At 55.0% G+C, this 25,996-nt stretch carries 28 protein-coding genes; 18 read left to right on the top strand and 10 right to left on the bottom strand.

Features of this window, described 5'->3' with window-relative positions:
• Nucleotides 1-142: 142 nt before the first annotated feature.
• Both ACIGCM_RS00765 and ACIGCM_RS00760 read left to right on the top strand, forming a co-directional pair.
• Complete coding sequence (locus tag ACIGCM_RS00765) at nt 143-805, top strand: hypothetical protein (protein ID WP_397500144.1); 663 nt, start codon at nt 143-145, stop codon at nt 803-805.
• A gap of 577 nt (nt 806-1,382) precedes the next feature.
• Nucleotides 1,383-1,952 (top strand): hypothetical protein, encoded by a 570-nt coding sequence (locus ACIGCM_RS00760; RefSeq protein ID WP_397500143.1) that lies wholly within the window; start codon nt 1,383-1,385, stop codon nt 1,950-1,952.
• Between the two features lie 223 nt (nt 1,953-2,175).
• Here the strand turns inward: ACIGCM_RS00760 and ACIGCM_RS00755 are convergent, their stop codons facing one another.
• Together ACIGCM_RS00755 and ACIGCM_RS00750 are read right to left on the bottom strand one after the other, a co-directional pair.
• Nucleotides 2,176-3,570, bottom strand: coding sequence for a heavy metal sensor histidine kinase (locus ACIGCM_RS00755; protein ID WP_397500142.1), 1,395 nt, complete (start codon nt 3,568-3,570; stop codon nt 2,176-2,178).
• Nucleotides 3,543-4,238 carry a heavy metal response regulator transcription factor gene (locus tag ACIGCM_RS00750; protein ID WP_397501077.1) on the bottom strand — a complete coding sequence of 232 codons (696 nt, stop codon included), beginning with the start codon at nt 4,236-4,238 and terminating at the stop codon, nt 3,543-3,545. The genes ACIGCM_RS00755 and ACIGCM_RS00750 overlap by 28 nt, the downstream gene beginning before the upstream one ends.
• Nucleotides 4,239-4,444: 206 nt before the next feature.
• On the opposite strand from ACIGCM_RS00750, the gene ACIGCM_RS00745 reads away from it, so the two are divergent.
• The 3 genes from ACIGCM_RS00745 (at nt 4,445) to ACIGCM_RS00735 (ending at nt 6,517) form a co-directional block, all read left to right on the top strand.
• Complete coding sequence (locus ACIGCM_RS00745; RefSeq protein ID WP_397500141.1) at nt 4,445-5,056, top strand: hypothetical protein; 612 nt, start codon at nt 4,445-4,447, stop codon at nt 5,054-5,056.
• A 73-nt stretch (nt 5,057-5,129) separates the two neighbouring features.
• Nucleotides 5,130-5,750 (top strand): cytochrome b/b6 domain-containing protein, encoded by a 621-nt coding sequence (locus ACIGCM_RS00740; protein ID WP_397500140.1) that lies wholly within the window; start codon nt 5,130-5,132, stop codon nt 5,748-5,750.
• Nucleotides 5,747-6,517, top strand: a complete 771-nt coding sequence (locus ACIGCM_RS00735) for a molybdopterin-dependent oxidoreductase (protein WP_397500139.1) — start codon at nt 5,747-5,749, stop codon at nt 6,515-6,517. Before ACIGCM_RS00740 ends, ACIGCM_RS00735 begins: the two co-directional genes overlap by 4 nt.
• A 117-nt stretch (nt 6,518-6,634) precedes the next feature.
• On the opposite strand, the gene ACIGCM_RS00730 is transcribed toward ACIGCM_RS00735, so the two are convergent.
• The 6 genes from ACIGCM_RS00730 to ACIGCM_RS00705 all read right to left on the bottom strand — a co-directional run bounded on the left by ACIGCM_RS00730 (nt 6,635) and on the right by ACIGCM_RS00705 (nt 11,304).
• Nucleotides 6,635-7,726, bottom strand: a complete 1,092-nt coding sequence (locus tag ACIGCM_RS00730) for an SMP-30/gluconolactonase/LRE family protein (protein ID WP_397500138.1) — start codon at nt 7,724-7,726, stop codon at nt 6,635-6,637.
• Between the two features lie 233 nt (nt 7,727-7,959).
• Nucleotides 7,960-8,850 carry a GTP cyclohydrolase FolE2 gene (folE2, locus tag ACIGCM_RS00725; protein WP_397501076.1) on the bottom strand — a complete coding sequence of 297 codons (891 nt, stop codon included), beginning with the start codon at nt 8,848-8,850 and terminating at the stop codon, nt 7,960-7,962.
• A gap of 68 nt (nt 8,851-8,918) precedes the next feature.
• On the bottom strand, nt 8,919-9,323 hold the full coding sequence (gene dksA / locus ACIGCM_RS00720; RefSeq protein WP_397501075.1) for an RNA polymerase-binding protein DksA: 405 nt from the start codon (nt 9,321-9,323) through the stop codon (nt 8,919-8,921).
• A 171-nt stretch (nt 9,324-9,494) separates the two neighbouring features.
• Entirely contained in the window at nt 9,495-10,232 is a 738-nt protein-coding gene (locus ACIGCM_RS00715) for a glycerophosphodiester phosphodiesterase (RefSeq protein ID WP_397500137.1), read from the bottom strand.
• A gap of 169 nt (nt 10,233-10,401) precedes the next feature.
• Nucleotides 10,402-10,692: a phosphodiesterase gene (locus tag ACIGCM_RS00710; protein ID WP_397501074.1), complete on the bottom strand. Its 291-nt coding sequence runs from the start codon at nt 10,690-10,692 to the stop codon at nt 10,402-10,404.
• Between the two features lie 24 nt (nt 10,693-10,716).
• Nucleotides 10,717-11,304: a PilZ domain-containing protein gene (locus ACIGCM_RS00705; RefSeq protein ID WP_397500136.1), complete on the bottom strand. Its 588-nt coding sequence runs from the start codon at nt 11,302-11,304 to the stop codon at nt 10,717-10,719.
• Nucleotides 11,305-11,400: 96 nt separating this feature from the next.
• Between ACIGCM_RS00705 and ACIGCM_RS00700 the strand changes: the two genes are divergently transcribed.
• Genes ACIGCM_RS00700 through ACIGCM_RS00690 form a run of 3 tightly spaced genes read left to right on the top strand, consistent with a single transcriptional unit; the run spans nt 11,401 to nt 14,601 of the window.
• On the top strand, nt 11,401-12,651 hold the full coding sequence (locus ACIGCM_RS00700; RefSeq protein ID WP_397500135.1) for a lipoprotein-releasing ABC transporter permease subunit: 1,251 nt from the start codon (nt 11,401-11,403) through the stop codon (nt 12,649-12,651).
• 22 nt (nt 12,652-12,673) lie between these two features.
• Entirely contained in the window at nt 12,674-13,357 is a 684-nt protein-coding gene (gene lolD / locus ACIGCM_RS00695) for a lipoprotein-releasing ABC transporter ATP-binding protein LolD (protein WP_397501073.1), read from the top strand.
• Complete coding sequence (locus ACIGCM_RS00690) at nt 13,357-14,601, top strand: lipoprotein-releasing ABC transporter permease subunit (RefSeq protein ID WP_397500134.1); 1,245 nt, start codon at nt 13,357-13,359, stop codon at nt 14,599-14,601. Before lolD ends, ACIGCM_RS00690 begins: the two co-directional genes overlap by 1 nt.
• A 48-nt stretch (nt 14,602-14,649) precedes the next feature.
• Here ACIGCM_RS00690 and ACIGCM_RS00685 read toward each other — a convergent pair whose 3' ends face one another.
• Nucleotides 14,650-15,180 (bottom strand): DUF2062 domain-containing protein, encoded by a 531-nt coding sequence (locus ACIGCM_RS00685; RefSeq protein WP_397500133.1) that lies wholly within the window; start codon nt 15,178-15,180, stop codon nt 14,650-14,652.
• 146 nt (nt 15,181-15,326) lie between these two features.
• On the opposite strand from ACIGCM_RS00685, the gene ACIGCM_RS00680 reads away from it, so the two are divergent.
• From ACIGCM_RS00680 to ACIGCM_RS00635, 10 genes are all read left to right on the top strand, one after another.
• A complete protein-coding gene (locus ACIGCM_RS00680; RefSeq protein WP_397501072.1) occupies nt 15,327-17,537 on the top strand; it encodes a DNA internalization-related competence protein ComEC/Rec2 in 2,211 nt (736 codons plus the stop codon).
• A gap of 72 nt (nt 17,538-17,609) precedes the next feature.
• Nucleotides 17,610-18,242: a MotA/TolQ/ExbB proton channel family protein gene (locus ACIGCM_RS00675; RefSeq protein WP_397500132.1), complete on the top strand. Its 633-nt coding sequence runs from the start codon at nt 17,610-17,612 to the stop codon at nt 18,240-18,242.
• Nucleotides 18,239-18,667: an ExbD/TolR family protein gene (locus tag ACIGCM_RS00670; RefSeq protein ID WP_397500131.1), complete on the top strand. Its 429-nt coding sequence runs from the start codon at nt 18,239-18,241 to the stop codon at nt 18,665-18,667. Before ACIGCM_RS00675 ends, ACIGCM_RS00670 begins: the two co-directional genes overlap by 4 nt.
• A 12-nt stretch (nt 18,668-18,679) precedes the next feature.
• A complete protein-coding gene (gene lpxK, locus ACIGCM_RS00665) occupies nt 18,680-19,681 on the top strand; it encodes a tetraacyldisaccharide 4'-kinase (RefSeq protein WP_397500130.1) in 1,002 nt (333 codons plus the stop codon).
• 48 nt (nt 19,682-19,729) lie between these two features.
• Nucleotides 19,730-19,915, top strand: coding sequence for a Trm112 family protein (locus ACIGCM_RS00660; protein WP_339485488.1), 186 nt, complete (start codon nt 19,730-19,732; stop codon nt 19,913-19,915).
• Nucleotides 19,916-20,680 (top strand): 3-deoxy-manno-octulosonate cytidylyltransferase, encoded by a 765-nt coding sequence (kdsB, locus tag ACIGCM_RS00655; RefSeq protein ID WP_397500129.1) that lies wholly within the window; start codon nt 19,916-19,918, stop codon nt 20,678-20,680.
• Nucleotides 20,680-21,144, top strand: coding sequence for a low molecular weight protein-tyrosine-phosphatase (locus ACIGCM_RS00650; RefSeq protein WP_397500128.1), 465 nt, complete (start codon nt 20,680-20,682; stop codon nt 21,142-21,144). Before kdsB ends, ACIGCM_RS00650 begins: the two co-directional genes overlap by 1 nt.
• Nucleotides 21,141-22,160 carry a UDP-N-acetylmuramate dehydrogenase gene (gene murB / locus ACIGCM_RS00645; RefSeq protein ID WP_397500127.1) on the top strand — a complete coding sequence of 340 codons (1,020 nt, stop codon included), beginning with the start codon at nt 21,141-21,143 and terminating at the stop codon, nt 22,158-22,160. Before ACIGCM_RS00650 ends, murB begins: the two co-directional genes overlap by 4 nt.
• A 200-nt stretch (nt 22,161-22,360) precedes the next feature.
• Entirely contained in the window at nt 22,361-23,974 is a 1,614-nt protein-coding gene (locus tag ACIGCM_RS00640; protein ID WP_397500126.1) for a 5-guanidino-2-oxopentanoate decarboxylase, read from the top strand.
• A gap of 99 nt (nt 23,975-24,073) precedes the next feature.
• Nucleotides 24,074-25,093 carry a LacI family DNA-binding transcriptional regulator gene (locus ACIGCM_RS00635; protein ID WP_397500125.1) on the top strand — a complete coding sequence of 340 codons (1,020 nt, stop codon included), beginning with the start codon at nt 24,074-24,076 and terminating at the stop codon, nt 25,091-25,093.
• Here the strand turns inward: ACIGCM_RS00635 and ACIGCM_RS00630 are convergent.
• Nucleotides 25,076-25,984 (bottom strand): LysR substrate-binding domain-containing protein, encoded by a 909-nt coding sequence (locus tag ACIGCM_RS00630; RefSeq protein ID WP_397501071.1) that lies wholly within the window; start codon nt 25,982-25,984, stop codon nt 25,076-25,078. The genes ACIGCM_RS00635 and ACIGCM_RS00630 overlap by 18 nt on opposite strands.
• Nucleotides 25,985-25,996 lie beyond the last annotated feature (12 nt).

Raw genomic sequence — 25,996 nt, 5'->3', positions numbered from 1 at the left:
GTTGTGTTGTGACGCCTGTGAGTGTGCTTTTTTAATTTAAATAAAGACATCGATTTCAATGCACGCTCACGGGATTGCGCGCCTGTCTAATGCGTCCGTGCCGAGCGTCACGAAAGTTTAATGTAACGAGTGAGTGATAACGATGTTAAAGAAAACGTGGCCCTTATTAAGTCATTTGCCAGCTGACACCGGGACGCCCATTGATTACGTTTACGATCAACTGGCAAGGTCAGACATTCCAGAGTTGGTCGCGGGTATCAAACAGTGGTTCCCGGACTTGGTGGTGGGTATTGGTAGGTATTATAGCGATGCGTCGTTTTATCAAGACCGCGTCTATCTCAAGGGGGAGCGTGAAAGGGATATTATTGTCTACGTGGGGCGTTACGATGGGCGTATTATCTCGGCCATCTGTATTGAAAAGAATGATGACAATTGTACGTTAATGGGTAAGTACGGGGTGTGCGCGCCTGAACACAGGCGTTCGGGCGCGTCTATATTTGCTGGCTATATCATGGATGCATTGGCTGAATATTTAGGGGTTGCCATGGCCTATTCATTTGTGACTCTTAAATCTAAGGGCATGCAGGCAATGCTGGAACGTGATGGATTTAAACCGGTTGGGATATTACCGTTCTCCGACCGGGAAAAAGTTGACGGCACCGTTATGCATATTAATGAAGTTATATATGCGAAGCACTACAAAGACAGGAGTGAGCTATTACCTGTCAGTACTGACAACATGACCGACAGTGTAAAGGAGTTATGGAATACGCTGTTCGGTGGTGCAGAAACAACACGAACGTGATTTTAAACTAGGGCGCCTCTGAAAAGGTAGAGAGCGAGGGGAGGACAAGGGGCAACGACCAGCGCGAGTCACAGCCAAAGGCTGGACCGAAGGGCGAGCGCCAGTGAATCAAAAAGTGTGAAAACGCCCGGGGTCGCGCTCGACTTTAGGTGTTCTAAATGAGCATTTGACTCGCATAGTTCACCCCTTTGGGGCTGGAGCAATGGCTGCCACGCAATGGCTTCCACAGCAATGGCTGCCACACCAATGGGTGCCACACCAAAGTGCGTTCAGCCAGAGACTGTGAGCAGTTTTTAACGCCTCACGGGCTGCCTCGGTAATACCTAGCGCAGTACTTCCTCAACGGTTACTTGGGGTTGAAGTTGAGATGGCGGCACACACTTGCCCCAGACCGGCTACGCATTGCCACCCAGTTTACGATGACTCACGCATTTGTAAATTAACCAATTGAAAATAATACGCTTTTTGGGGTTGGTGCGGGTTTTGCTCTATAGAGTCTCTGAAAAGGTAGCACAGTAGTATTCAGAGGTTCCCTAAGGTAGTTGCGCACAGTGCGCATTCAATGAAGGAGGCGAGAATGAGTACGATCGGAGGCATCGGTACTCTGGGAGGTTATAGCGGGTTGTCGTCCGTGGGTACGAAGGGCCAAAGTGCTTTTCGTGAGGACGCGCTGTTTTCCCTTCCTAAGGCCAACGCGGCTATTGCATCCAAGCTCCCGCGTGAGGATAACGTTGAGTCTTACCAAGCCGCGCAAGCGGTTGATGATGGGTTTGCCAAGCTTCGGTTAGGCATGCAGAACCTAGGCATTGGCACGGCCGAGAGCAGTCTGCTTACAGAAAGCTCGAGCGGGAGTGGTAGCGCAGCGCTCGATGAGTTCAAGAAGTACATGGACATGACCCCAGCCGAGAAGATGCGCGATAGCATCCTCAAAGAGTTAGGGCTGACCGAGGAAGAACTGGATGCCATGCCCCCTGAGCAGCAGACCGCTGTCGAAGAAAAGATCGTGCAGCGCATAAAAGAGCGATCCGAAGTGGCAATCAGTGGTGGTAATGATGGGCAGAAATCCAACCCATGGATGGCTCAGCAAGTAGGTTCAGGTTCAAGCGATTATGCCGATACGCAAATGTCTTTTAGTCAGCTTGCTTAAGTGCATGCCAGCCGCCGAAAGGCGGCTTTTTCTTGGGGCACACCGTCATCACAAGTCGACAACCTAGATTTGTACAAGCTTTTACCACGACTTGGTAGGTCGTTTCCCTCCCTGTACGACACTCTTATATGGCGTGAGTTATTTGTTTGCGCAACGGGGGTGAGTGCTAAGGCTTCTGTGTCCTGAGCATATAGACCAGTGACCAAGCCAGTTCTTTGGGCGTTCAGGCTGTGGGGAAAAACAGCGAGAAGCGGATAGTGCCTGGCTTGGGCTGTATCACGCTGGCTTCGCCGCCATGCAGTTGCATGATCGCCACGACAATAGTCAGGCCCAAGCCATATGAGTCGGAGCCTTGATGGCGTGAGGCGTCGCCGCGATAGAATCGGTCGAACACCTTGCGCAATGTTTCGTCGCTTAGCACTGGGCCCTGATTCTCAACATCGATCTGCCAGCCGCCGTCGGCTGCAACGACGCGCATCAGAATCTCGCTGCCTTCGTTGGCGTAGCGAATAGCGTTGGCGACCAAATTGCTCAGGGCTCGGCGCAATAGCAGTGGGTCCGCTTTAAGGGTGCCGTCACCGGAGGTTTGCAGGGTCATTTGCCGCTCTTCGGCGAGGCCTTCAAAATAACCGGCGATGCGCTGTAGCTCGTCATGTAGAGACAGCGGTTCGCGTTTGACGACAGATTGGGCTTCGTCAGCGCGGGCGAGGAACAATATGCTCTCGACTATGCGTGAAATGCGTTCCAGCTCTTCGAGATTTGAGGCCAGCAAGGCCTGGTATTCGTCTTCGCTGCGACTCTGGCGCAGTGCGACTTGGCAGTGTCCCATCAATGAGCCAACCGGCGTGCGTATCTCGTGTGCCAAGTCAGCGGAAAACTGTGTGAGACGCTGATAGCCGTTGGCGAGGCGATCGAGCATGGCGTTGTAGGCGTCGCTTAGTTGTTGCAGTTCAATCGGCGTTTCTGCGCTGTCCATTCTGCTGTCGAGCCGTTGAGGCGTGATGTTTGCCGCATGCTCTGCCATTTCACGTAATGGCCGCAAGCCGCGCCGCAGGAGTATGTAGCCGAGTAACGCGGTCAGCAGAAAGGCCAGGCTTACGGCGAGGTAAATACGCTGGCGAAATGACTCGAGCATCGCCATTTCTCTGGACATCACATGGGCGGCAGTGAGGCGTACTTCGCGGCCACCTGAGGTGGTTATCAGGGTCGCGGCGCGCAAAGGTGCTCCCGATGCCGTCACGCCACTGCGCAGGTCATCGACGCTCAGCGTTGCTCCAGTATTGGTTTCTGGAAAGTCCGGTAGCGTAGCGTTCAGCGGGTTGACCCTGATGACCGGCTGTTGATCAGGCTCACCAATGATGAAGATATCGTCTTCGCTGTAGAGCATGTTTTTGAGTATCTGCGGGTTCTCGCGCAATTTCTCAACAGGTAATTCGTAATGCAGCAATTTGCGAAAATGATCCAGGCGTGCGAGTACCGCGTGATCGCTTCTCATCAGCACCGAGGCTTTCATCGACTCGTATAAATAAAGCCCCGCCGCGCCCACCGTTAGCATCGCCACCAACGCAAATGCCAAGGTAGAGCGCAGTGTTAGAGAGGGCTGGCGTCGGGCTCGCATGAGCGCACCTCGCATACATAACCGATGCCGCGGATGGTATGGATCAGCTTGATCGGGTAGGGCTGATCGATCTTGCTGCGCAGACGCTTGACTGCTACATCAACGACATTGGTATCACTGTCGAAATTCATATCCCAGACTTCTGAGGCAATCTGCGCCCGAGACAGCACATCACCTTCACGGCGTAGAAACAGGTGCAATAGCGCGAACTCTTTGTTGGTCAGCGCTATCACCTGTTGCTGACGAGTGACGCGTCTGCGCACCAGGTCCAGCTCCAAATCGGCGAGATGGAAGTGGTCGGCTTCACGGACTACGCCACGCCGCAAGATGGTGCGAATGCGCAACAGCAGTTCGGTGAAAGAGAAGGGCTTTACCAGATAGTCATCCGCCCCAAGCTCCAGCCCACGGATGCGGTCGTGCAGTTGATCACGGGCCGTTAGAAACAGCACGGGTACATCCTGTTTGGCGCGCAGTAACTCGATGATCTGAAAACCGTCTATGCCGGGCAGCATCACATCCAGCACGATCAGGTCATAAGTGGTTTGCAGCGCCAGATGCAGGCCATCTGCTCCGTGCTGGGTCCAGTCTACGTTGTAGCCAGACTCGCCAAGCCCCTTTTTCAGGTACTCACCGGTTTTAGTGTCGTCTTCGATCAGCAAAATATGCATCGTCAGGGGCGCTCGAATCTCTCGGTAACGGGATTTAGCCCGTGGCGTCGGTTGAAGTGTAACGATATGCGCGCCTGCTGTTGGTGACATTTTTGTCATTTGCTTGGAGGTCTCCGTGAATGACAAAAATGTCATCCGGCGGTCATCGTGGTGGCCCGGTCTGCGGCAGAGGATGGAGGCACTTAAACCCATGAGGAATCATCGTAATGAAGCTCAATACTGCTCTGTCCACTACCTTCGGTGTACTGATGCTCAGTGCCGCAGTCATGGCTACAGCGGCTGATATGCCGGTAGTCAAGCCACTGCGCGGCACTGTTGAAAGTGTCAGCAACCATACTTTGACCTTCACCAACCGTTCCGGCGCGCAAAAGACCATCGGCTTGACTGACAAGACCGGCTTTAAGCGGGTATCAAAGGCTGATATTGATTCGATCAAAGCCGACAGCTTCGTCGGTTCTGCAGCCATCCCTCAGGCTGACGGTACGCTGAAGGCGTTAGAAGTCACGGTGTTCGAGGCAAGTCTCAAAGGCAGTGGCGAAGGCCATTACGGTTGGGAGAATGCGGATGGCAGCACCGGGACCATGACCAATGGCACTGTCGGAAAACTGTCCAAAGCCAACGGCCGTACCTTGACCGTCAATTACAAGGGCGGCGAGAAGCAGTTGGTGGTGCCCAATGACGTACCCATCGCGTATGTAGAGCCAGGCAGCGTCGATGAGCTGACCAAGGGCGCGAAAATTGTTGTATTCCCGGCTGAAGATGGCAAAACCGCACGCGGTGTTGCCGTTGGTAAAAATGGTTTCCAGCCGCCTATGTGATCGGCTGTGAATAGTGGAGCGGCTCCTTGGGGAGCGCTCCAGCTTTTACATCATTTCTTCGGCAGGGAAAACCATGACTAAAAAACCAATCCATGCCTGGCCAGTTCGCTTGACGCATTGGATCAACGCCGTCTGCATGGTCTGTATGTTTATGAGCGGTTGGGCGATTTATAACGCCGCGCCGTTATTTGCATTCAGATTTCCGGCCCAATTGACGGTGGGTGGCTGGCTTGGCGGTGCACTGGCCTGGCACTTTGCATTTATGTGGTTGCTGTTTATCAACGGTCTGATCTACGTGCTTTACGGTCTGATCAGCCGTCATTTCAAACATGATTTCTTGCCCATCAGCGTGCAGGCGGTTAAGCATGATCTGACCGATGCGTTGCGTTTGCGGTTGGTGCACGAGAAGGGTGTCTACAACGCGGTGCAGCGGCTGATGTATTGGTTGGTGTTGGCGGCCGGTGTGTTGGTCGTGCTCTCCGGGCTGGCGATCTGGAAGCCTATTCAACTTCAAGAATTGGTGACGCTGTTGGGGGGTTATGACGTAGCACGCTACGTACATTTCGCTGCAATGGCGGTTATTGGCGGCTTTGTCGTTGTCCATTTGACATTGGTGTTGCTCGTACCGAAGACCCTGTTGGCTATGGTCACCGGCGGTTCAAAGCCCATAAAAGGTGGGGAGAGTCTGCCATGATTGAGCCCAAAAAACGCGCGATTGAGCGCATTAAGCTTGAGCCCGCCCAGCAACTTCAGTTGCAAAGCCTACAGCGCCGTAATTTCCTGCGGGGTGGTTTGACCGTCGGTGCGATGGCGATGCTGACGGGTTGCAACCTGCAGGATGGCGACCAAGTGGACAAGGTGCTGTGGGCAATGTCGCGCTGGAATGATCGAGTTCAAGCCTGGTTGTTCAGCGGGCAGAAACTGGCACCGACATACAGCAAGGCGCAAATGACTACGCCATTTCCATTCAATGCATTCTATGGCGAAGACGATATACCTGAGCTGGATCTATCTGATTACAGGCTTGCCGTATCCGGTTTGGTGCGCGACAAGAAGCCGTGGACCCTTCAAGGCTTGCGTCATCTGCCGCAAAGAACTGATATCACACGTTTGATCTGCGTTGAAGGCTGGAGCGCAATCGGGCAGTGGGGCGGGGTGCCCTTAAGGACGTTTCTTGAGCATGTCGGTGCTGATATTACCGCCAAGTTTGTTGGTTTCAAGTGTGCTGATCGGTATTACTCAAGTCTCGATATGCCGACTGCTTTACACCCCCAAACCCTGCTGGCACTGGATTACGCTGAAGTCGCCTTGCCGCCCGAGTATGGCTATCCGCTACGGGTTCGCGTGCCGACCAAGCTAGGCTTCAAAAACCCCAAACACATCGTTGAAATATTTGTCAGCAATGATAATCCGGGCGGGTATTGGGAAGATCAAGGTTACAACTGGTTTAGTGGTATCTAGGCGCGCGCAGGGCAACTGGATGCGCTGAGCCTCTGGGCGGTGGGCTGTATGTTTGAGCCCATTGCCGCTGCTGTTCTCGGTCGGAAAGGCCACGACTTGCGGGTCGTGGCCTCAAGTTTATTTAACCAAGGTGGCACCGCGAGTATTGACGAAAACCGAGTAGATCGAGTGACTGCTGGCCATAAATAAACGGTTGCCTTGTGGCCCCCCGAAACACAGGTTTGCGCAGCGTTCCGGCAGGGATATATGGCCTATGGCTTTGCCCTGTGGGTTGAATACCCGCACACCATCAAGCTCTTCTGGCTTGCCTTGCGGTGAACCGTTACTGCCCCAACCGCACCACAGGTTTCCTGCTTCGTCACATTTGATACCGTCGAGGGCACCATAGGCGCTGGCTTCTATGTGTTTGCTGCGGGTGCCAAGTGTGCCGTCGGCATTGACTGGGTAGGCCCAAACCAGGCGGTTCGGCTTGGCCCGACCTTCGACGATATAGAGTGCCTTCTCATCAGGCGAGAAGCACAAGCCATTGGGCCCGGCCAGGTCGTCGATCACCCGGGTTATTTTCAGCGTTTCGCCATCAATGCGGTAAACCCCATGGGGCAATTCAGTCTGGATCTTGTGGCCCTCATATTCATTGCCGGACTGAAACGGTGGGTCGGTGAACCAGACTGAGCCATCACGCTTAACCACGATGTCATTGGGTGAGTTAAAGCGTTTACCTTCAAAATTGTCGGCCAACACAGTGATGCTGCCGTCGTGCTCGGTGCGAGTCACGCGGCGTCCAAGCTCATGGGTGGTCGAGCCTTCACAGGCGATCAAGCGACCTTGGTTGTCACAGGTCAGGCCGTTGGAGAAGTTTGATTGGTCTCTGTAAACACCCAGTGATTGGCTGATTTCATCCCAGCGCATGATGCGGTTGTTGGGAATGTCACTGAGCAGCAGGTAGCGACCCGCGCCAAACCAAACTGGGCCTTCCGCCCAACGCAATCCGGTTGCGAGTTTCTCGACGCTAGCATTGAACAGGCGCAAGTCGAGAAAGCTGTCATCCAGTGCTGTTACTGCCGGGTCTGGGTAGCGTGCGCTTAGCGGTTCTGCTGCGCGTGCTAATTGTGGCAATAAAGAACCAATGCTGACTGCGGCAGCGGAGCAGGCGAGGGATTGCTTGAGGAACTGGCGACGAGAGTTGCCGATGAGTTGCTTATCGTTCATTGGGTGTCCCTTTTGTTTTTGTTAGCCCGCAGTAATGGTGTGCGGTAGAGACAAGAATACAAGATGTACGATGACTTAAAGGTATATGGCGCGTTTTGTAAATTTTATAATCGTAAACATATGATTTAAATTAATTAATTAAATATTGTTGTATGATGACTTAAGATTATGCCCGGCTGATCTAATAACTGGTCGGGTTCTCAATGACTGGCGAATGTCCGCTAGGTGCGTGATTAAGCCCAGCGCCAACTGCTTTCAGCGACGGCATCATGGGCATGCAAACTTTCTGCGTGAATGACCTTGAGCTTGAAACCAGCAGTGCCTGGGTATTCGTGTAAGACCCGGCTAAGGCGTCGTGCCGCGTCCTCGCAAAACATCAAATTTTGGCCGTTGGCGAGGGCGAATGCTTGTTCATCTGCGCGTTTGACGGCAGTTTGTACGGCCGTTTCCAATGCTTTTTCTGCGCAGTCAATTACCGCCTGCACAGTAAAATCCGTGATGTGTTGCTGCAAGCGCAGTTGTATGTGGGCGGTGCTGCGCTGGCTGTGCGGCGTGGCAACGATGCCGTTAGTGCTGCCGAGCCAGTCATGGATTCGCTCATAATCGATGGGCGTTGCGCTGAAGTCTTCAGCAAAGCGTTGCTGTATCAACTGTCGTGCAAGTGCTGCCGAGCAGGGGCAGGTTGAGGAGTAGGTAAGGGTCAGTCCAAGCTCAAGGCGCAGGCCGTTAGCGTCAAGCGTGGCGTCAATGGTAACCGGGTAGGATCTCCACCCGGATAAATCACTGACCAGTGCGGCGCGCTGAGTCATCCAGTCAAGGCTTATGCTCAGTGAAGCATGCTGCGATAGTCCGCTGTGGCTAAGTAGAAAGTCGCCTAAAATGCTTTCAAGCAACGCCGGTGCAAGCGGTTGATGTGTCAGCCTTTGTAACGCTAAATACAGGCGTGACATATGAATGCCGCGAGTCGTTTCATCATCCAGGCTCACTCCGGCGTTTACTTTGGCAGCTGTACGTTGCCCATCAAAAAATAATGGAATATCGATATTGCACATGCCCACCCAGTCCAGCGTTTGGGCCGCGGGAGTCGGTTGCGCTGCGATGTCCGGCATGGTCTGGGGATTCAGGTTCTGGGAGATAGTGGCCTGATTGTTCATTGAGTCTATCTGCATAGCGCTTGGGGTGAGGGACTGGTTTATGCTTCGCGCAGGTGTCTTTCTTTCAGCTCTTGTCGCTCTTTTGCCTCAACGCTGAGCGAGGCTGTAGGCCGAAAAAGTAAGCGTTTGAGACCAATGGGTTCGCCCGTTTCTCTGCACCAGCCGTATTCGGCGCGAGCAAGACGCTCAAGTGCTTGATCGATCTTGTTGAGCAGCTTTTTCTCGCGCTCAAGCAGGCGCAATTGCCACTGCCGTTGTTCTTCTGCGCTACCGATATCCATCGGGTCGCTATTGGGTTCCTGCTCACGCAGCACCTGTATTTCTGCTTCGATTTGCACTTGCAGTTCTGAGCGCTGGTTTCTTAGCAGGGCCTCAAAGAATGCTTGCTGGGCTTGATTCATATAGGCATCGGCGGGTTGTTTGAGCAGCTGCTCCTCTGTCAGGCAGGAGTGTGCGGGGTGAGCAATGGTGTTCATATGGATTCCGTTGGCTGACGAAATTAAATATAAGATAGGTTATAACGTAACATAAAAATGGATGTTCATGCACCTGTACTGGCGTTAACGCAGCGTGCTTTGTAATGGACCTGCTCGGCATGCGAGCAGGTCAGGGTTTTAGCGCGTTGCCGGGTTCAAGTCCTTGAGGCTCTTGACGGCGACACCGGGAAAGTCGGTGATGATGCTGTCGACACCAAAGTCAGCGAGTCGGCGCATCAGTGCGGGTTCGTTTACCGTCCAGACGGAGACGTGCAAACCAGCTTTTTGAGCTTTAGCCAAGCGTTCGGGGGTGCACAATGTCCAGTTAAGCGCCAGGTATTCGCAGCCATAATGTTGAGCAACCTTGATCGGGTCGAGCCAGGAATACTCTGCTACCAGCCCCCGTGAAAGCTGTGGGGCGAGGCGTTTGAGCGCGCTAAGCACTTCCCGTGAGCTTGAAGTGACCGTGACCTTATCGCTAATGCCGAACTGTTCAGCCAGTTTGGCGATGGCTTCAACTGTACGTGCCGCACGGACTTTTGAGGCGCTTTTGACTTCCAACTGCCAGTGCTCGAAGGCGCATTTGTCGAAGAGTTCGCTCAACCGTGGAATGGGGCAGGGTTTGACCCAGCCCGGCCCACCTTTGCGGGCGTCATAGTTAACCAGTTCATCTGCATCGTGCTCGACCACCTTGCCACGATGTCCTGTGGTGCGTTTTAGGGTCGGGTCGTGAATGACCATTAGCTCGCCGTCACGTGATAAGTGCAGGTCAAGTTCGCAGCGATTGACGCCATGCTCCAAGCAGCGCTGGAAGCTGGTTAGGGTGTTTTCTGGTGCTTCGCCTTTTGCGCCGCGGTGTCCATAGATCAGCGTCACAGTTGCTCCTTTGTTCCCGTTTCGTCGCGAGTCGCGTTGCCGCGTAGAATCTCGTCAGGTTAGGCGCAGATCGCCACAATGGTTGAGTTCTGCAGCTAGCAGCTGAAAACAGTGTCAGCGATGCCCTATTGATAAAGCCAGATTCATCGCCGGTCAAGCGGGGGGTGCGCTACTGCACGGGATGCACGGGCAAGTGCCGTACGCTGTCAACTACGTGGTCGTACTCGAAATACACGCTGAACTCACGGTAGTCCCAGCGGGTGATCGGTGGCTGGCCAACCGGTTTGTGTTCTTCGTCGGCCAGTCCATAGCGATCAAGCACCGCGCTGCGTGACTCACCGCGTTTGGGCAATGGTTGCGTCTGGTTTGCGTCACCTTGTTGGCCAATTGGGATAGTCAGGGTTTGCGCGAAGCTGCTCAAGGGCAGCATCAGGCTCAGCACGACTAACAGGCGCGGCACAGGCACAGTCTTCACGTGAATACCTCAGGTTGGATCGGTATCGGGCTGTTCAAGGGCTTGGCGGCGCTCGAAAGCTTGGCGTTGAAGGATATGCCTTGCGAGTAACTGGCGCTGTGCGTCGGTCAACGATTCGAACTCAGTGCCGATTTCATAGAGGCCATCGTTGGACGTCAGGCAATGAATGACTTTGGCGCGCAGTAGCAGTCCCAATGCTTGTGGCATGAGCACTAATTTAATTGCAAGGTGTGTCCCTGTCTCAACCGCTTGGGCACTATTGAAATTGATCCCACCTTCGGAAATAGTCACTTTTTGCGGCGGGCCAATATCGCCCAGCAGGCTCTGTGCTACGGTTTGCCCAAGCATGTCGATTCGCTTGTTCATCACCTTTAAATAGCTGGCTAGGGTGCGGTCTCGCTCAGTGATATGGCGCAGCAGATGCTGGGATTCAAAGTCGAGAATATGCAGCTCACTGAGCAGATTGAACAAGGGTGAGCTGTCATGCAGTGCTTCAGTTGCCAGCGCTTCACTCTCAGAAAGGCGGCTAAATTCCAGTGCTATGGTATCTTCGATACGATAGTATTCACGGCGATCTTGATCATCTTGAGTCGACATGGCGAACCCGTGGCTGCAGTGGTTGTCTGAGTGTAAGGCTGCTGACCCAACCTCGCCACATGGACGTTTCTCTTTTCTTCGAACAAGCCCTCAAAAATGTTCAAACCCCTGTTCGTATTTATCGGTACGCGATACACCCGCGCCAAACGTCGCAATCATTTTGTTTCGTTTATTTCTCTGACCTCCATGATCGGACTGGCACTGGGTGTGCTGGTGATGATTGTGGTCTTGTCGGTGATGAACGGCTTCGATCATGAGATGCGCTCACGGGTGCTGGGCATGGTGCCCCACGCCACAATTGAAAGCCCGACGCCAATTGATGATTGGCGCAGCCTGGCTGAAAAGGCTAAGGAAAATCCGCAAGTCTTGGCGGTTGCCCCCTTTAGTCAGATGCAAGGGTTGCTGACCCATGACGGCAAAGTGCAAAAAATTCTGATTAACGCCATCGACCCAAAGCAAGAGGCCAATGTTTCGATTATTGGCAACTTCTTTAAACAGGGTAGCTTGCAGGCGTTGGCCTCCGGTGAGTTTGGCATTGTTATCGGTGATAACGCTGCGAAAAAGCTCGGGGTCGGTATTGGCGAAAAAATTACCTTTGTCTCACCTGAGATGACGGTCACGCCCGCCGGGATGTTTCCTCGGCTCAAGCGCTTCACTGTGGTGGGTATCTTCCATGTGGGTGCCGGCGAGATTGATGGCTATGTGGCCATGACCCATATCGATGATCTGGCGCGCTTGCAGCGCTGGAAGTCAGGGCAGGTGCAAGGTATTCGCTTGAAGTTTGCTGACTTGTTCCAGGCGCCACGCACGGCTTGGCAGATATCGCAACATCTGGGGGATGGTGAGTATTACGCCCGCGATTGGACGCGCACTCACGGTAATCTGTATCAGGCGATCCGCATGGAAAAAGCCATGATCGGCCTGTTGCTGCTGCTGATTGTTGCAGTCGCCGCCTTCAATATCATCTCCACTTTGGTGATGGTGGTGAATGATAAAAAGGGCGACATCGCGATTCTGCGTACCCTCGGCGCGACGCCAGGGCAGATCATGCGCATATTTATGGTGCAGGGTACTGTAATTGGCGTATTTGGCACTGCGATTGGCGCGGTGCTGGGCATCTTTGCTGCGCTTAACGTCAGTGCCGCAATTGCTGGCCTCGAGCATTTACTGGGCATTAAATTTCTTAATGCCGACGTCTATTTCATCGACTATTTACCTTCGCAATTATTGCCGGCAGATGTAATTCAGGTCTGTGCGGCTGCGTTGGTCTTGAGTTTCCTCGCCACCTTGTACCCGGCTTGGCGTGCTGCGCGCACCCAGCCAGCAGAGGCGTTGCGCTATGAGTAATCAGATTAAGGGTGAGCACGTTATGCAGGATCAGGCCGTTCTAAGTTGCCGTAACCTCAGCAAGCGTTACGAGGAAGGCCCGCAGTCGGTCGTGGTGCTGGATGATTTGCAGCTTGAGTTGTTTCCTGGCGAGCGCGTAGCCATCGTCGGTAGCTCAGGCTCGGGTAAAAGTACCTTGCTCAATATGCTTGGCGGCCTTGATACGCCAAGTAGTGGCAGCGTTTGGTTGGCAGGTGAAGAACTCTCGGCCCTAAACGAGAAACAGCGCGGCTTGCTGCGTAATCGTGCGCTCGGGTTTGTTTATCAGTTTCACCATCTGTTGCCTGAGTTCACTGCGCTGGAAAACGTGTGCATGCCGCTGCTGATCGGGCGTACCTCCATCAGTGAGTCGCGTCAGCGCGCTACAGCCCTGCTTGAGCGTGTGGGGCTGGGCCATCGACTGTCGCACAAACCTGCGGAACTGTCGGGCGGTGAGCGTCAGCGTGTGGCCATCGCCCGCGCACTGGTTAACCGGCCTGGGTTGGTGTTGCTTGACGAACCGACCGGTAACCTCGATCACCACACCGCAGAAGGCATCCAGGAGTTGATGCGCGAACTGAGCATTTCTTCGCAAACCGCCTTTCTGGTGGTGACCCATGACCTGGAGTTGGCCCAACAGATGGACCGTATCCTGCGTCTTGAAGATGGCAAGTTGGTGGCTAACTGATGTTTCGCCCACTGAGTATCTTTATCGGCGCCCGCTACACGCGAGCCAAGCGCCGCAATCATTTTATTTCGTTTATCTCGCTCACGTCGATGATTGGCCTGGCGCTCGGTGTGTTGGCCATGATTGTGGTGCTGTCAGTAATGAACGGCTTCCAGCGAGAGATGAGTTCGCGGATTTTGGGCATGGTTCCGCACGCCAGCATCTCAGCCGTTACGCCGCTGGATGACTGGAAGGCAGTCGCGGATGCTGCGCAAAAAAATCCGAAGGTGATAGCTGCCGTGCCCTTTGCTGAACTGGAGGGTATGTTGTCGTTTCGCGGTGCCATGCAACCCATTCAACTGCAAGGGATCGACCCAGAGCTAGAACCTAAGGTTTCGATCATCGGCGATCATATGGTTAAAGGACGATTGGCTGACCTGAAACCAGGTGAATACGGTGTGGTTATCGGTGAAATCACCGCACGCCGTTTTCGTTTGAACATAGGTGACAAACTGGCGCTGATTGTCCCGGAAATCAGCTCTGTGCCGGGGGGGATTACCCCACGCATGAAGCGTTTGAATGTGGTTGGCATCTTTAAGGTCGGTGCCGAACTCGACAGCTCTTTAGCGCTGATTAACGTTGCCGATGCGGCGGATATACAGCGCTACAAGCCAGGACAGGTGCAGAGCGTTCGCCTGAAAGTGAAAGACCTCTATGCCGCGCCACAGGTTTCTGCGCAGGTTGCAGCCAGTCTGGGTGCTGATTATCGAGCCACTGACTGGACACAGACCCAAGGCAGTCTGTTTAGTGCGATGAAAATGGAAAAAACCATGATTGGTTTATTGCTGCTGCTGATTGTTGCGGTTGCGGCATTCAACATCATCGCCACCTTGATCATGGTAGTTGCAGATAAAGGTGCGGACATCGCCATCTTGCGCACTATTGGCGCAACGCCTCGGCAAATCATGGGCATCTTTATTGTGCAAGGTACTGTAATCGGCACCGTGGGGACTTTGATTGGTTGCGTGCTTGGGGTGATTGCCGCCCTCAACGTCAGTGAGTTGGTTGGCTGGATTGAGCGTGTTAGCGGCCAGCATGTGTTCAGCTCTGATGTGTACTTCATCAGCAATCTGCCGTCGCAATTGCAGCTCACTGATGTAGTGCTCATATGTTCGGCAGCATTTGGCTTAAGCTTTCTGGCCACGCTGTACCCGTCGTGGCGAGCCTCGCGTATTCAACCTGCTGAGGCGTTACGTTACGAGTAATCGCGCTACACGCAACCTAAAAGCCGCTCATACGAGCGGCTTTTTCTATCAGTTGGACTTCTTGGCCCGGCGGCGCTCCTGGCGTTTACGCCACGCGTGTTTTACCCACCAATGCCAGTAGGCGTTCGTGGCGAAATAACCGATAACAGCAAGGATCGCACCCAGTGTGAATGAGCCCAGAAACAGGGGCTGCCAGTGGGTTTGCAGAACCTGGCCAACCCAGGCCAGGGTTACGTGTTCGGGAATGTGCAGCGTTGGTGTATCGGTTAGCCAGGCACCAAATTTATAGCTGCAATAAAACACCGGCGGCATGGTCAGGGGGTTGGTCAGCCAGACCAAACCAACGGATATTGGCATGTTGGCGCGTGCCGGAATAGCCGTGAGCGCAGCTGCCAGCATCTGCATGGGCATTGGAATCATGGCCCAGAAAAGGCCAATTGCCATTGCCCGTGAAACTGAATGGCGATTGAGGTGCCATAGGTTGGGGTCATGCATCAGCGTTCCCAGAAAACGCAGGGATTTATTGCCCTTAATTCGGTCTGGGTTAGGCATGTAGCGCTTAAATAAACGACGCGGCATGAAGGTTCTCTGGCAGGCTTAAGCGGCGATATTATGCACATATTCATTACAAACTGCCGCTTCAGATTGTAAGACCGTCTGTAACGCGACCAATTAAGCCGGGTTTCACGGAAGAAATCCAAAGGCAGGCAATGATGCTCATACCGATGATAGCGCTGATTGCGGGCCTACTCACGTTAAGGTTTATACCGCAATTACCTGCGCCATGGTTTTTGGCCGTTTGTTTGTTATGTGCATGGCTGCTGGTGCTGCGTCAGCGGTTGCTACTCGCGTTGTTTTTGCTGGGTTTCGTTTGGGCCTGCGTTTGCGCGCAGTGGGCGCTTGATGACCGCCTGAACCCAGCATTGGACGGGCATACCCTGTGGCTGCAAGGGGACGTGGTGGGCTTGCCTGAGCAAGACGGCAAGGTTGTGCGCTTTCAACTGGCCAATGCTGTTTCACGTCGGGCGACATTGCCCAGATTACTGCGGTTGTCCTGGTTCGGTGGCCCGCCGCTTGCCGCAGGCGAAACCTGGCGCATGGCGGTACGCCTGAAAAGACCCCACGCCCTGGTTAACCCCCAGTCATTTGACTATGAAGTGTGGCTACTGGCTCAGGGCATTGGCGGCACCGGCACCATCAAGGCAGGTGAGCGAATCCGTGCGGGTGAAGGGGTTGCGACGTGGCGGCAGCGGCTTCGTCAGCGCATTTTGGCGAGTCCCGCTTATGGTCGTGAGGGTGCCATAGTTGCCTTGGTATTGGGCGATGGCTCAGGCATGAGCCGTGAGGATTGGCGAACGCTGCAGCACACCGGAACTGTTCATCTAATGGTTATCTCAGGCCAGCACATTGGTCTGCTGGCCGCGCTGCTTTATGGCTTGGTCGCCGCTTTGGCACGGCGTGGCTACTGGCCAAGAGCGTTGCCTTGGCTGCCATGTGCCTGCTTGCTGAGTTTTACCGGGGCTGTTACCTACGGTGCACTTGCAGGCTTTGATATTCCTGTACAGCGCGCCTGTGTGATGGTGGGCTTTATGCTGTTGTGGCGCTGGCGCTTTCGGCATATTGGCTTGCTGATGCCGCTGCTGTCGGCGATGTTGTTGATACTGGTGTGGCAGCCACTGGCTAGCTTGCAGCCTGGCTTTTGGCTGTCATTCGGAGCCGCTGGTTTGCTGATGTTGGTGTTTGGTGGGCGTCTTGGCAGGTTGAGCGGGTGGCGATCGTTAACCCGCGTTCAGTGGGCGATGACCCTGGGGTTATTGCCGCTTTTGCTTGGGCTGGGCTTGCCGGTGAGCATGAGCGGCCCTGTGATCAATTTGTTTGCTGTGCCGCTGGTGGGGTTGGTGATTGTGCCGCTAGCACTGCTAGGTACTGTGTTGTTGCCGATACCCTGGCTGGGCGCAACGCTGCTGAGTGTGGCGGGTGGCTTACTTGAACTGCTGTTTCGTTCTCTGACGTTTGCAGCTACAGCGTTACCCGCTTGGCTACCTTCTGGTTTGCCGTTGTGGGCTTGGTTGCTGCTGGCAATTGCGCTGTTGTTGCTGTTATTGCCACGGGGCATTCCTGGCCGAAGTCTGGCTTGGTTGTTAGTGCTGCCGGCATTGTTTACTGAGCGGCCGCGGCCGCCCGAAGGGCGCGCACAGGTCATCATGTTTGATGTAGGGCAGGGCTCCTCAATAGTGGTGCAAACCCGTGAGCATGCGCTGCTTTACGACACGGGCGCGCGCTCGCCGGGTTTTGATATTGGTGAGCGAGTGGTGTTGCCATCGCTGCGCACGCTGGGGCTGGATCGGTTGGATAGGCTGCTCATTAGCCATGCCGATAATGACCACAGCGGTGGCGCGTTGGCGATACAGCAAGGCATCTCGGTTGGGCAAGTGATCAGCGGCCAGTCCGCGCAGTTGCCACTATCACTTGATGCTGAGCCCTGCGTAAGCGCCAGTTGGCAGTGGGATCAGGTGCGTTTTCGTACATGGCAGTGGCAGCAGGCAACCCAGTCCAATGCATCATCCTGTGTGTTGATGGTCGAGGCCGCGGGTGAGCGGCTATTGCTTACCGGTGATATTGACGCTGCGGCTGAACAGGCCTTGGTGCGCAGTGGGCTGGAGGTTCAGGCGCAGTGGTTGTTGGCACCGCACCACGGCAGTCGTAGTTCTTCATCGCAATTGTTTGTCGATGCGGTGGCAGCTCATTCGGTGTTGATAGGTCGTGGCAAGCACAATGCCTATGGCCACCCACATCCAACAGTTGTGCAGCGTTACCAACTCTCCGGTGCAAGGCTCTACGATACCGTAGAGCAGGGCGCAGTGATGATTGAGCTGGGTTCTTTTGTGCCAGCGCAAGGAATGCGCAAAATACCGCGATTTTGGCGAGAAAAATGAGAACAGCAACGGTCGGCGAGGTCACAGCCCTATGCTAGAGTGACGCCAATTTTGTTGAGGGGATACGCCACCGTGTGGGAATTGGTTAAAGCTGGCGGCTGGATCATGCTGCCGATCATCATGTGTTCTATCGTTGCCGCTGCAATTGTGGCGGAGCGCTTATGGACGTTGCGGCCTAGCCGTGTCACCCCGCCAAACTTGTTGAGTCAGGTCTGGCAATGGATCAAAGATAAAAAACTCAATAACCAAAAACTCAAAGAACTGCGGGCTAATTCGCCGCTCGGTGAGATTTTGGCTGCGGGTCTGGCCAACTCCAAGCATGGTCGCGAGATCATGAAGGAGTGTATTGAAGAGGCCGCAGCTCGGGTCGTGCACGATATGGAGCGTTATCTCAACGCCCTCGGCACTATCGCGGGTATTGCGCCGCTGCTCGGTTTGCTCGGCACTGTGCTGGGGATGATCGAAATTTTCAGTTCATTTATGGGCGCCGGTATGGCCAATGCGCCGGTGCTTGCGGGTGGTATCGCCAAAGCATTGATTACCACTGCGGCAGGTTTGATCGTGGCAATCCCTGCACTGTTCTTCCACCGTTACCTGCAGCGCCGGGTGGATGAGTTGGTGGTGGGCATGGAGCAAGAAGCAATCAAGCTGGTTGAGGTGGTGCAGGGCGACCGCGACGTTGATCTGGGGGGAGATAAGGCGTGAAGTTCCGGCGTAAAGCGCGGGAAAACGTCGATATCAATCTGGCGCCGCTGATTGATGTGGTGTTTATCCTGCTGTTGTTTTTCGTGGTAACCACGACGTTCACCCGCGAAACCCAGATGAAGGTCGATCTGCCCGAGGCGGTTACGGGGGCTCCGTTAGAGGATGCCCAGACTAAACCGCTGGAGATCTTGATTGCTGCCGACGGTAGTTTTTCAATCAATGGCAAGGCCCTGCTCAAGAGTGATCTGCAAAGCCTGATCGCTGCGCTGGAAAAAGAAGCGGCGGGTGACTACAGCCAGCCGTTGACCATTAGCGCAGACGGTAAAACGGCCCACCAGTCGGTTATTACCGCGATGGATGCCGCTGGCAAGCTGGGCTTTGCTCACTTGCGCATGACCACGGTCGAGGCGCAACCAGCGCCTTGATGGAGATTGCTGATGGCATTGTCTGATCGGCTGATCAAGGCCTGGTATGACGGGCATCCCGCGCTGAGTCTGCTGACTCCGCTGGAGGCTTTGTATCGCCGGGTGGTGCAGCGCAAGCGCCAGCGTTTTGTCGCGGGCGAAGGCGAGATCTACCGTGCAGCGGTGCCGGTTATCGTGGTCGGCAATATCACCGTCGGCGGTACCGGCAAGACGCCGATGATTCTCTGGCTTATTGAGCAGTGTCAAAAGCGTGGTCTTAAGGTCGGCGTGGTCAGTCGTGGTTATGGCGCTACGCCGCCGTCATTGCCCTGGCGTGTTGCGGCTGAACAAAGTGCGGCAGTTGCTGGCGATGAGCCGTTGCTGATTGTTCAGCGCAGCGGCGTGCCCTTGATGATTGATCCTGATCGCGGTCGTGCGGTACAAGCCTTGCTTGAGGCAGAGCCGCTGGACTTGATTCTCAGTGACGACGGCCTTCAGCATTATCGGTTGGCCCGGGATCTGGAGCTGGTGCTGGTTGATGCTGCTCGTGGCTTTGGAAATCAGCGCTGCCTGCCAGCAGGGCCGTTGCGCGAGCCAATGGAGCGCCTGCAAAGTGTCGATGCGCTGCTGTACAACGGTGCCACCAGCGACCCGGAAGGTGCCTACGCCTTCACCTTGCAGCCTACGCAACTGATCAATCTATGCAGCGGCGAAGCCCATCCGCTCAATCACTTTCCTGCGGGGCAGGCCGTGCATGCAGTCGCGGGCATCGGCAATCCGCAGCGTTTCTTCAACACGCTTGAGGCGCTACACTGGCAGGTAAATGCGCACGCTTTTGCCGATCACGCGCCCTACAGTCGCGAGTTGCTGAATTTCAGCCCTGACTTGCCGGTGATCATGACCGAAAAAGATGCGGTGAAGTGCCGTGCTTTTGCGGCGGATGATTGGTGGTATCTAGCTGTCGATGCGCAGCCTTCGCAGGCATTCGCGCACTGGTTTGATGCACAATTGAGCGCTCTATTGCAGGCTCGCTAGTTTTATACTGGCGGCGTCGCAACTACCGTTTTACCTCAAGGATCACCCATGGACCCGAAATTACTCGATATCTTGGCCTGCCCGCTGTGCAAAGGCCCGTTGAAGCTGGTCAGCGATAAAACCGAGCTGGTGTGTAAGGCCGATGCCTTGGCATTTCCTGTGCGTGATGGCATCCCGGTGATGCTTGAAAGCGAAGCACGGACCCTCAATGTCGACGAGCGCCTGGACAAGTAAATGAGCCAAGCATTCAGCGTTGTGATTCCGGCGCGTTTTGCCTCGACGCGTCTACCGGGCAAGCCCTTGCAGGATATCGCGGGCAAGCCAATGGTCCAGCATGTCTGGGAGCAAGCCTGTAAGAGCGACGCCCAACGTGTGGTTGTCGCCACCGATGATGAGCGCATTTTAGAGGCCTGCAAGGCTTTTGGTGCAGAGGTGGTGCTCACCCGGGTTGACCATAACTCAGGCACCGATCGCTTGGCCGAAGTCGCCACAGCAATGGGGCTTGAGCCCGACGCGATCGTGGTCAATGTGCAGGGTGATGAGCCGTTAATTCCGCCGTCGATCATCAACCAGGTGGCTGCCAATCTGGCCGCCAATCCGCAAGCAGCGATCGCGACCTTGGCTGAGCCGATTGAAGATGTGGATGCCTTGTTCAACCCCAATGTAGTCAAGGTTGCAACCGACGTGACCGGCTTGGCGCTGACATTTAGCCGCGCGCCTTTGCCTTGGGCCAGAGATGATTTCGCCCGCAACCGTGACCAGTTGCCCGCCAACGTGCCGTATCGCCGTCATATTGGGATCTACGCCTATCGCGCGCAGTTTCTCCATGACTTCGTCGCGTGGGGGCCGTGTTGGTTGGAGAATACCGAATGCCTAGAGCAGCTTCGTGCGCTCTGGTACGGCGTACGTATTCATGTTGCCGATGCACTTGAAGCGCCACCTGCTGGGGTTGATACCCAGGAAGACCTCGACCGCGTTCGTCAGTTGCTGAGCCGTTGATGCGCGTCCTGTTCGTCTGCTTAGGCAATATTTGCCGCTCGCCAACGGCTGAAGCGGTGTTTCGTAGCAAACTGGTCAAGGCCGGGTTGGCCGATCAAGTGCAGGTCGATTCGGCGGGTACCGGTGACTGGCATGTCGGCAAACCGGCAGATACCCGTGCCCGCCATGCTGCGCAACAGCGTGGCTACGATATGTCAGCGTTACGTGGTCGTCAGTTTGAAGCGGCTGACTTCCAGCGCTTTGATCTGATGCTGGCCATGGATAACAGCAACCTGAGCAATCTCGCCCGTATGCGCCCCAGTAACTCTGGCGCTGAACTGGATTTGTTTCTGCGTCGCTATCAGCTTGAGGTTGATGAAGTGCCGGACCCTTATTACGGTGGCGACCATGGTTTTGAACATGTGCTCGACCTGATCGAGCAAGCCAGCGATGCCTTGCTTATTGAAGTAAAGGGACGGTTATGAGCCTGCATGTTGAGCGCGATGTTTCGCTCAAAGCCTATAACAGCTTTGGCATTGAGGTGAGTGCAGCGCAGTTTGCTCAGGCCCACACCGATGACGAGGTGCGAGCCGCACTTGCCTACGCCGATGCGCAAAAATTGCCGTTGATGCTGCTCGGCGGTGGTAGCAACCTCTTGCTGACTGCGGCTGTGCCGGGGCTGGTGCTGCGCATGAGTGGTCGGGGTATTCGTATTCTCAGCGATAGTGCCGGGTCTGTGGTGATCGAAGCAGAAGCAGGCGAGCCTTGGCATCCGTTTGTACAATGGACCCTTGCCGAGGGTTTGGCTGGTTTGGAAAACCTCAGCCTGATTCCGGGCACTGTTGGGGCTGCGCCCATGCAGAACATCGGTGCTTACGGGGTTGAGATCAAAGATGTGTTTGCCGGGCTCAGCGCCCTTGACCGGCAGACTGGCGAGGTTCGTGAGTTCAACCTGCAAGACTGCCAGTTCGGTTATCGCGACAGTATTTTTAAGCGTCAAGCTGGGCGCTGGATCATCTTGCGCGTGCGCTTCGTCTTGAGTCGTGATGCCCAGTTGAACCTGGCCTATGGCCCGGTTAAGCAGCGCCTGAGCGAGCAGGGCATCGATAACCCGACAGCTCAGGATGTCAGCCGCGCGATCTGCGCCATTCGCAGTGAAAAACTCCCAGACCCTGCCGTCTTGGGCAATGCCGGCAGCTTTTTTAAAAACCCCCTTGTGGCGGCTGAAGTCGTTGAGCATTTGCGCGAGCAACATGCTGATCTGGTCGCCTATGCTCAGGAGCCGGGGCAGTTCAAGGTGGCGGCAGGCTGGTTGATTGAACGCGCAGGTTGGAAAGGTTTTCGCGAGGGCGATGCTGGCGTACACAAGCTGCAAGCCTTGGTCTTGGTCAATTACGGCAGTGCTACCGGCGAGCAATTACTCAACCTCGCCAAGCGCATTCAGGCTGATATCAAACAACGTTTTTCGATTGAGCTTGAGATAGAGCCCAATGTTGTCTAGCCGCCTTTAAGGCGGTTGAGCGGACAACGCGAAGCTTGCCCGCCGTGGTTGGTTCAAATACACCGAATGCTTGTGGTTGAAATGGGTGGATAGCAAAGTGCTATCCACCTGGTTTGGCGCTTGTCATTCTTAGCTATGTTATCGATAACATTTTGCTGTTAGAGTGTGGCCCACTGTTATTTTGCTTTGGAGTACTGGCCGTGTTGACCTGTGGCGAATTGTTGGTTGAGATGTTGGAAGACTGCGGTGTTGATACCGTTTTTGGTATCCCCGGTGTGCACACAGTTGAGCTTTATCGCGGTTTGCCAGCGACCAAGATCACGCACATTACCCCTCGTCATGAGCAGGGCGCAGGCTTTATGGCTGACGGCTATGCGCGGGTCAGCGGCAAACCGGGTGTGTGCTTTATCATCACCGGACCGGGCATGACCAATATCACCACGGCCATGGGCCAAGCCTATGCGGATTCGGTTCCGATGCTGGTGATCTCCAGCGTCAATAATACTGAGCAACTGGCCATGGGCGGTGGCCGTCTGCATGAGCTGCCATCGCAAAGCAATTTGGTCTCTGGCGTTGCAGCCTTCAGCCACACCCTGATGCGCCCAGATGAATTGCCTGATGTCCTTTCACGAGCATTTGCCGTGTTTAACAGCGCACGCCCGCGCCCGGTGCATATCGAAATACCGATCAACGTGATTACCGCTTCAGCCGACCATGTAAAGCGCAAGTTGGGGGCTGTACCAAGCCGCCCGGCGCCATGCCCGGATGCCATCGCCCGTGCGTTGCAGTTGCTCAAGTCGGCTAAGCGTCCGTTGGTGCTGCTTGGTGGCGGCACTGCCAGCGCCAGTGCTGAGGCCGTGCATCTGATTGAAGCATTGGACGCGCCAACGGCCTATACGGTAAATGCCAAAGGCGTACTGCCTAAAGGCCATCCATTGGCCTTGGGCTCGAATCAGTCGTTGGTTCCAGTGCGTGAGCTGGTGTTGCAGTCCGATGTGGTCCTGGCCATTGGTACTGAGTTGGGCGAGACCGACTACGACGCAGTATTTGATGGCAATTTCCGCATCGACGGCCAGTTAATTCGTATCGACATCGATGCCGAGCAGTTAAATCGCAATTATCCAGCGGATATCGCCATTCTCAGCGATTCGCGCATGGCGATTAATGCACTCGTTGCGGGTTTAGGTGAAGGCGCGGGGTTTGGTCCGGATAGTCCGGGTTCTAAATTGGCTGCCCAGGTTCGTGGCCAGCTTGAGGCCTTGATTCCTGAACCGTGGATCGCACAAAAGCGGGTGCTTGATGTGCTGCAGGAAACCTTGCCGGATATGATTTTCGCGGGCGACTCGACGCAAATTGTTTACTCCGGCAACCACCTGTTTGAAGCCAATGCGCCGCGCACCTGGTTTAACTCTTCAACCGGCTACGGCACTTTGGGTTATGGCTTGCCTGCTGCGATTGGCGCAAAGTTAGCCGCGCCCGAGCGGCCAGTCGTCTCGCTGATCGGGGATGGCGGCATTCAGTTCACCTTGCCAGAATTGGCCTCGGCAGTTGAAGCCAATGCACCGGTTATCGTGCTGCTGTGGAACAACAGTGGCTACGGTGAGATTAAGCGCTACATGCAAAATCGGGATATCCCGACCATTGGCGTTGATATCTACACCCCGGACTTCCTCACGCTGGCCAAAGGCTTTGGTTGCCATGCCGCGCGTGCCGAGAGCTTTGAGCAACTGCGTGAATTGCTCTTGAGTGCAGCTAAGGCCGACCGGCCAACGGTGATTGAAATTCAGGAAAGCGCCGCATTTTTGTCTGCCTGAGTAGTCAGGCTGGCGGGTCGTGACGCATTCGCGGCCAGCCGTGCGCCTGCAATGAAAAATCGGCACGCCTGAACGAGGCAAGCACCAGAGGCTTTAAGCGTGACCCACAATAAACCCACTGTACAGGATGTCGCGCGGTTAGCCGGTGTGTCCGGCATGACTGTGTCACGGGCATTAAGTAAGCCCGAGTTGGTCTCCCAGGCCACCCGTGAGCGAATTGATCTGGCGGTGCGTGAACTGGGTTATGTGCCCAATCTTGCCGCCAGTGCTTTGGTCACGCGCCGTAGCGGTGTGGTTGGGGCGCTGATCACCACTATCACCAACCCGATATTGGCGACCACCATTGAAATTTTGCAGCAGGGCCTGAGCAAGGCAGGCTTGCATATGCTCATTGGTGAGACCCGCTTTTCTCCTGAAGAAGAAACCAAAATGCTCCGGGCATTTCTGGGACGTCAGTTGGATGGGTTGATCTTGGCATACGGTTATCACACGCCGGAAACCTACGAGCTGTTGGCGGCGGCGCGAATTCCGGTGATTGAGCTCTGGGATTTGCCTGAAGGCGACAATCCGCGTCAGCCTGTGGGGCAGGTGGTAGGGTTTTCAAACTGGGAAGCAGGCGCGGCAGCGGGTCGTCATCTTGTCGACGCAGGCTATCAGCGCCCCGCATTCTTTGGTTTTGACGATGCCCGCGAGAATCTGCGCTGGCAAGGGTTTCGCCACGCGGTTATGCATGGGCTGGGGTTTGAGCCACTACGCTTCAATACGTCGGCCATTCCGCATATCGATGACGGTGTTGATGTGATTGAGCGCTACGCCCGCGGTGAGCTTGAGTTTGACGGGGCGTTTTTTACCAATGACATGCCTGCCATTGGTGCCCTGTTCAGTTGCCAGCGTAAAGGTATTGATGTGCCAGGTGAACTGGGTATCTGTGGCTTTGGTGACTTGCCCATTGCCCGTGTAGCCACGCCAACGCTGACCAGCGTCCGTATTCCTGCAGAGCAGGTGGCTAACTCGACGGTTGAGCTGCTGACGCAAATGATCAAGGGTGACGACCTTGGTGTACGCCAAATTGATGTGGGCTGTGAGCTGATCGCCCGCGAATCAACTGCTCGGGGATAAATCCGCGGTTGCTGGGTCTTGCTCGCGCCACTGCAGCAGCCATTGGGCGAAGTGATTAACTTTGGGGTCGCGATTCAGTTTGGGGGTGACAACGTAATATTCCCCACAGTTAAGCGGGGTTTGGCAGGCAATTGCCAGCCGCCCGGCTTCAATGTCTTGGCTGACGAACAGGCGTGGCAATACCGTTGCGCCTAAGCCATGAAGCGCGCCATCGAGGACAAACTGGAAGTGCTCCAGGCGCTGTCCTGGCAATATTTCGATTTCTTTATGGCTAAGCCCGGCGTCATCCAGCCACAACTGGGTGGATGACCTGAACTGCGGCGAGTGAGCGGCGTGATGTAAAAGCGGATAACGCAGAATGTCGCGTCTGTGGATGATCTCGCCATGCTGTTCGAGCAACTCGGGTGTGCAGACTGCAACCATCTCACCGTGCATCAAAAACTGTGAATCAAATTCTGGCCAGTTACCGTCTCCATAGAGAATCCCCACGTCATAACCTTCATGTCCGTCATATAAGCGGCGCAGGTCATTCATTATTTCTAAATCGATTTCCGGGTGCAGGCGTGCGTAGTCCTTGAGCTTGGGTAATAACCAGCGGGTGGTGAAGGAGGGCTCGGCACCGATCCGAAGATGCCCGGCGTGACTACTTCGTACCTGATGGGTCGCCGCTTCGATCTGGTCCAGCAGCAGGCTGATTTCCTGCACGTATTGGCGGCCATTGTCGGTCAGTTGCAGGCGCTGCTTAACCCGTTCGACCAACGCGCAGCCGAGCATATCTTCCAGGTTTTTGATCTGCCTGCTGACCGCACTTTGCGTCAGGTTCAGCTCTTCTGCGGCCTTGGTTACGCTCATGTGGCGAGCGAAGGCGGCAAAGCAGCTTAGGGAAATCATGCTGGGAAGTTG

It is taken from the genome of Pseudomonas sp. NPDC078700, assembly GCF_044542375.1.
In the GTDB taxonomy this organism is placed as follows: domain Bacteria; phylum Pseudomonadota; class Gammaproteobacteria; order Pseudomonadales; family Pseudomonadaceae; genus Aquipseudomonas.
This window is presented reverse-complemented; position numbering and strand designations above follow the sequence as displayed.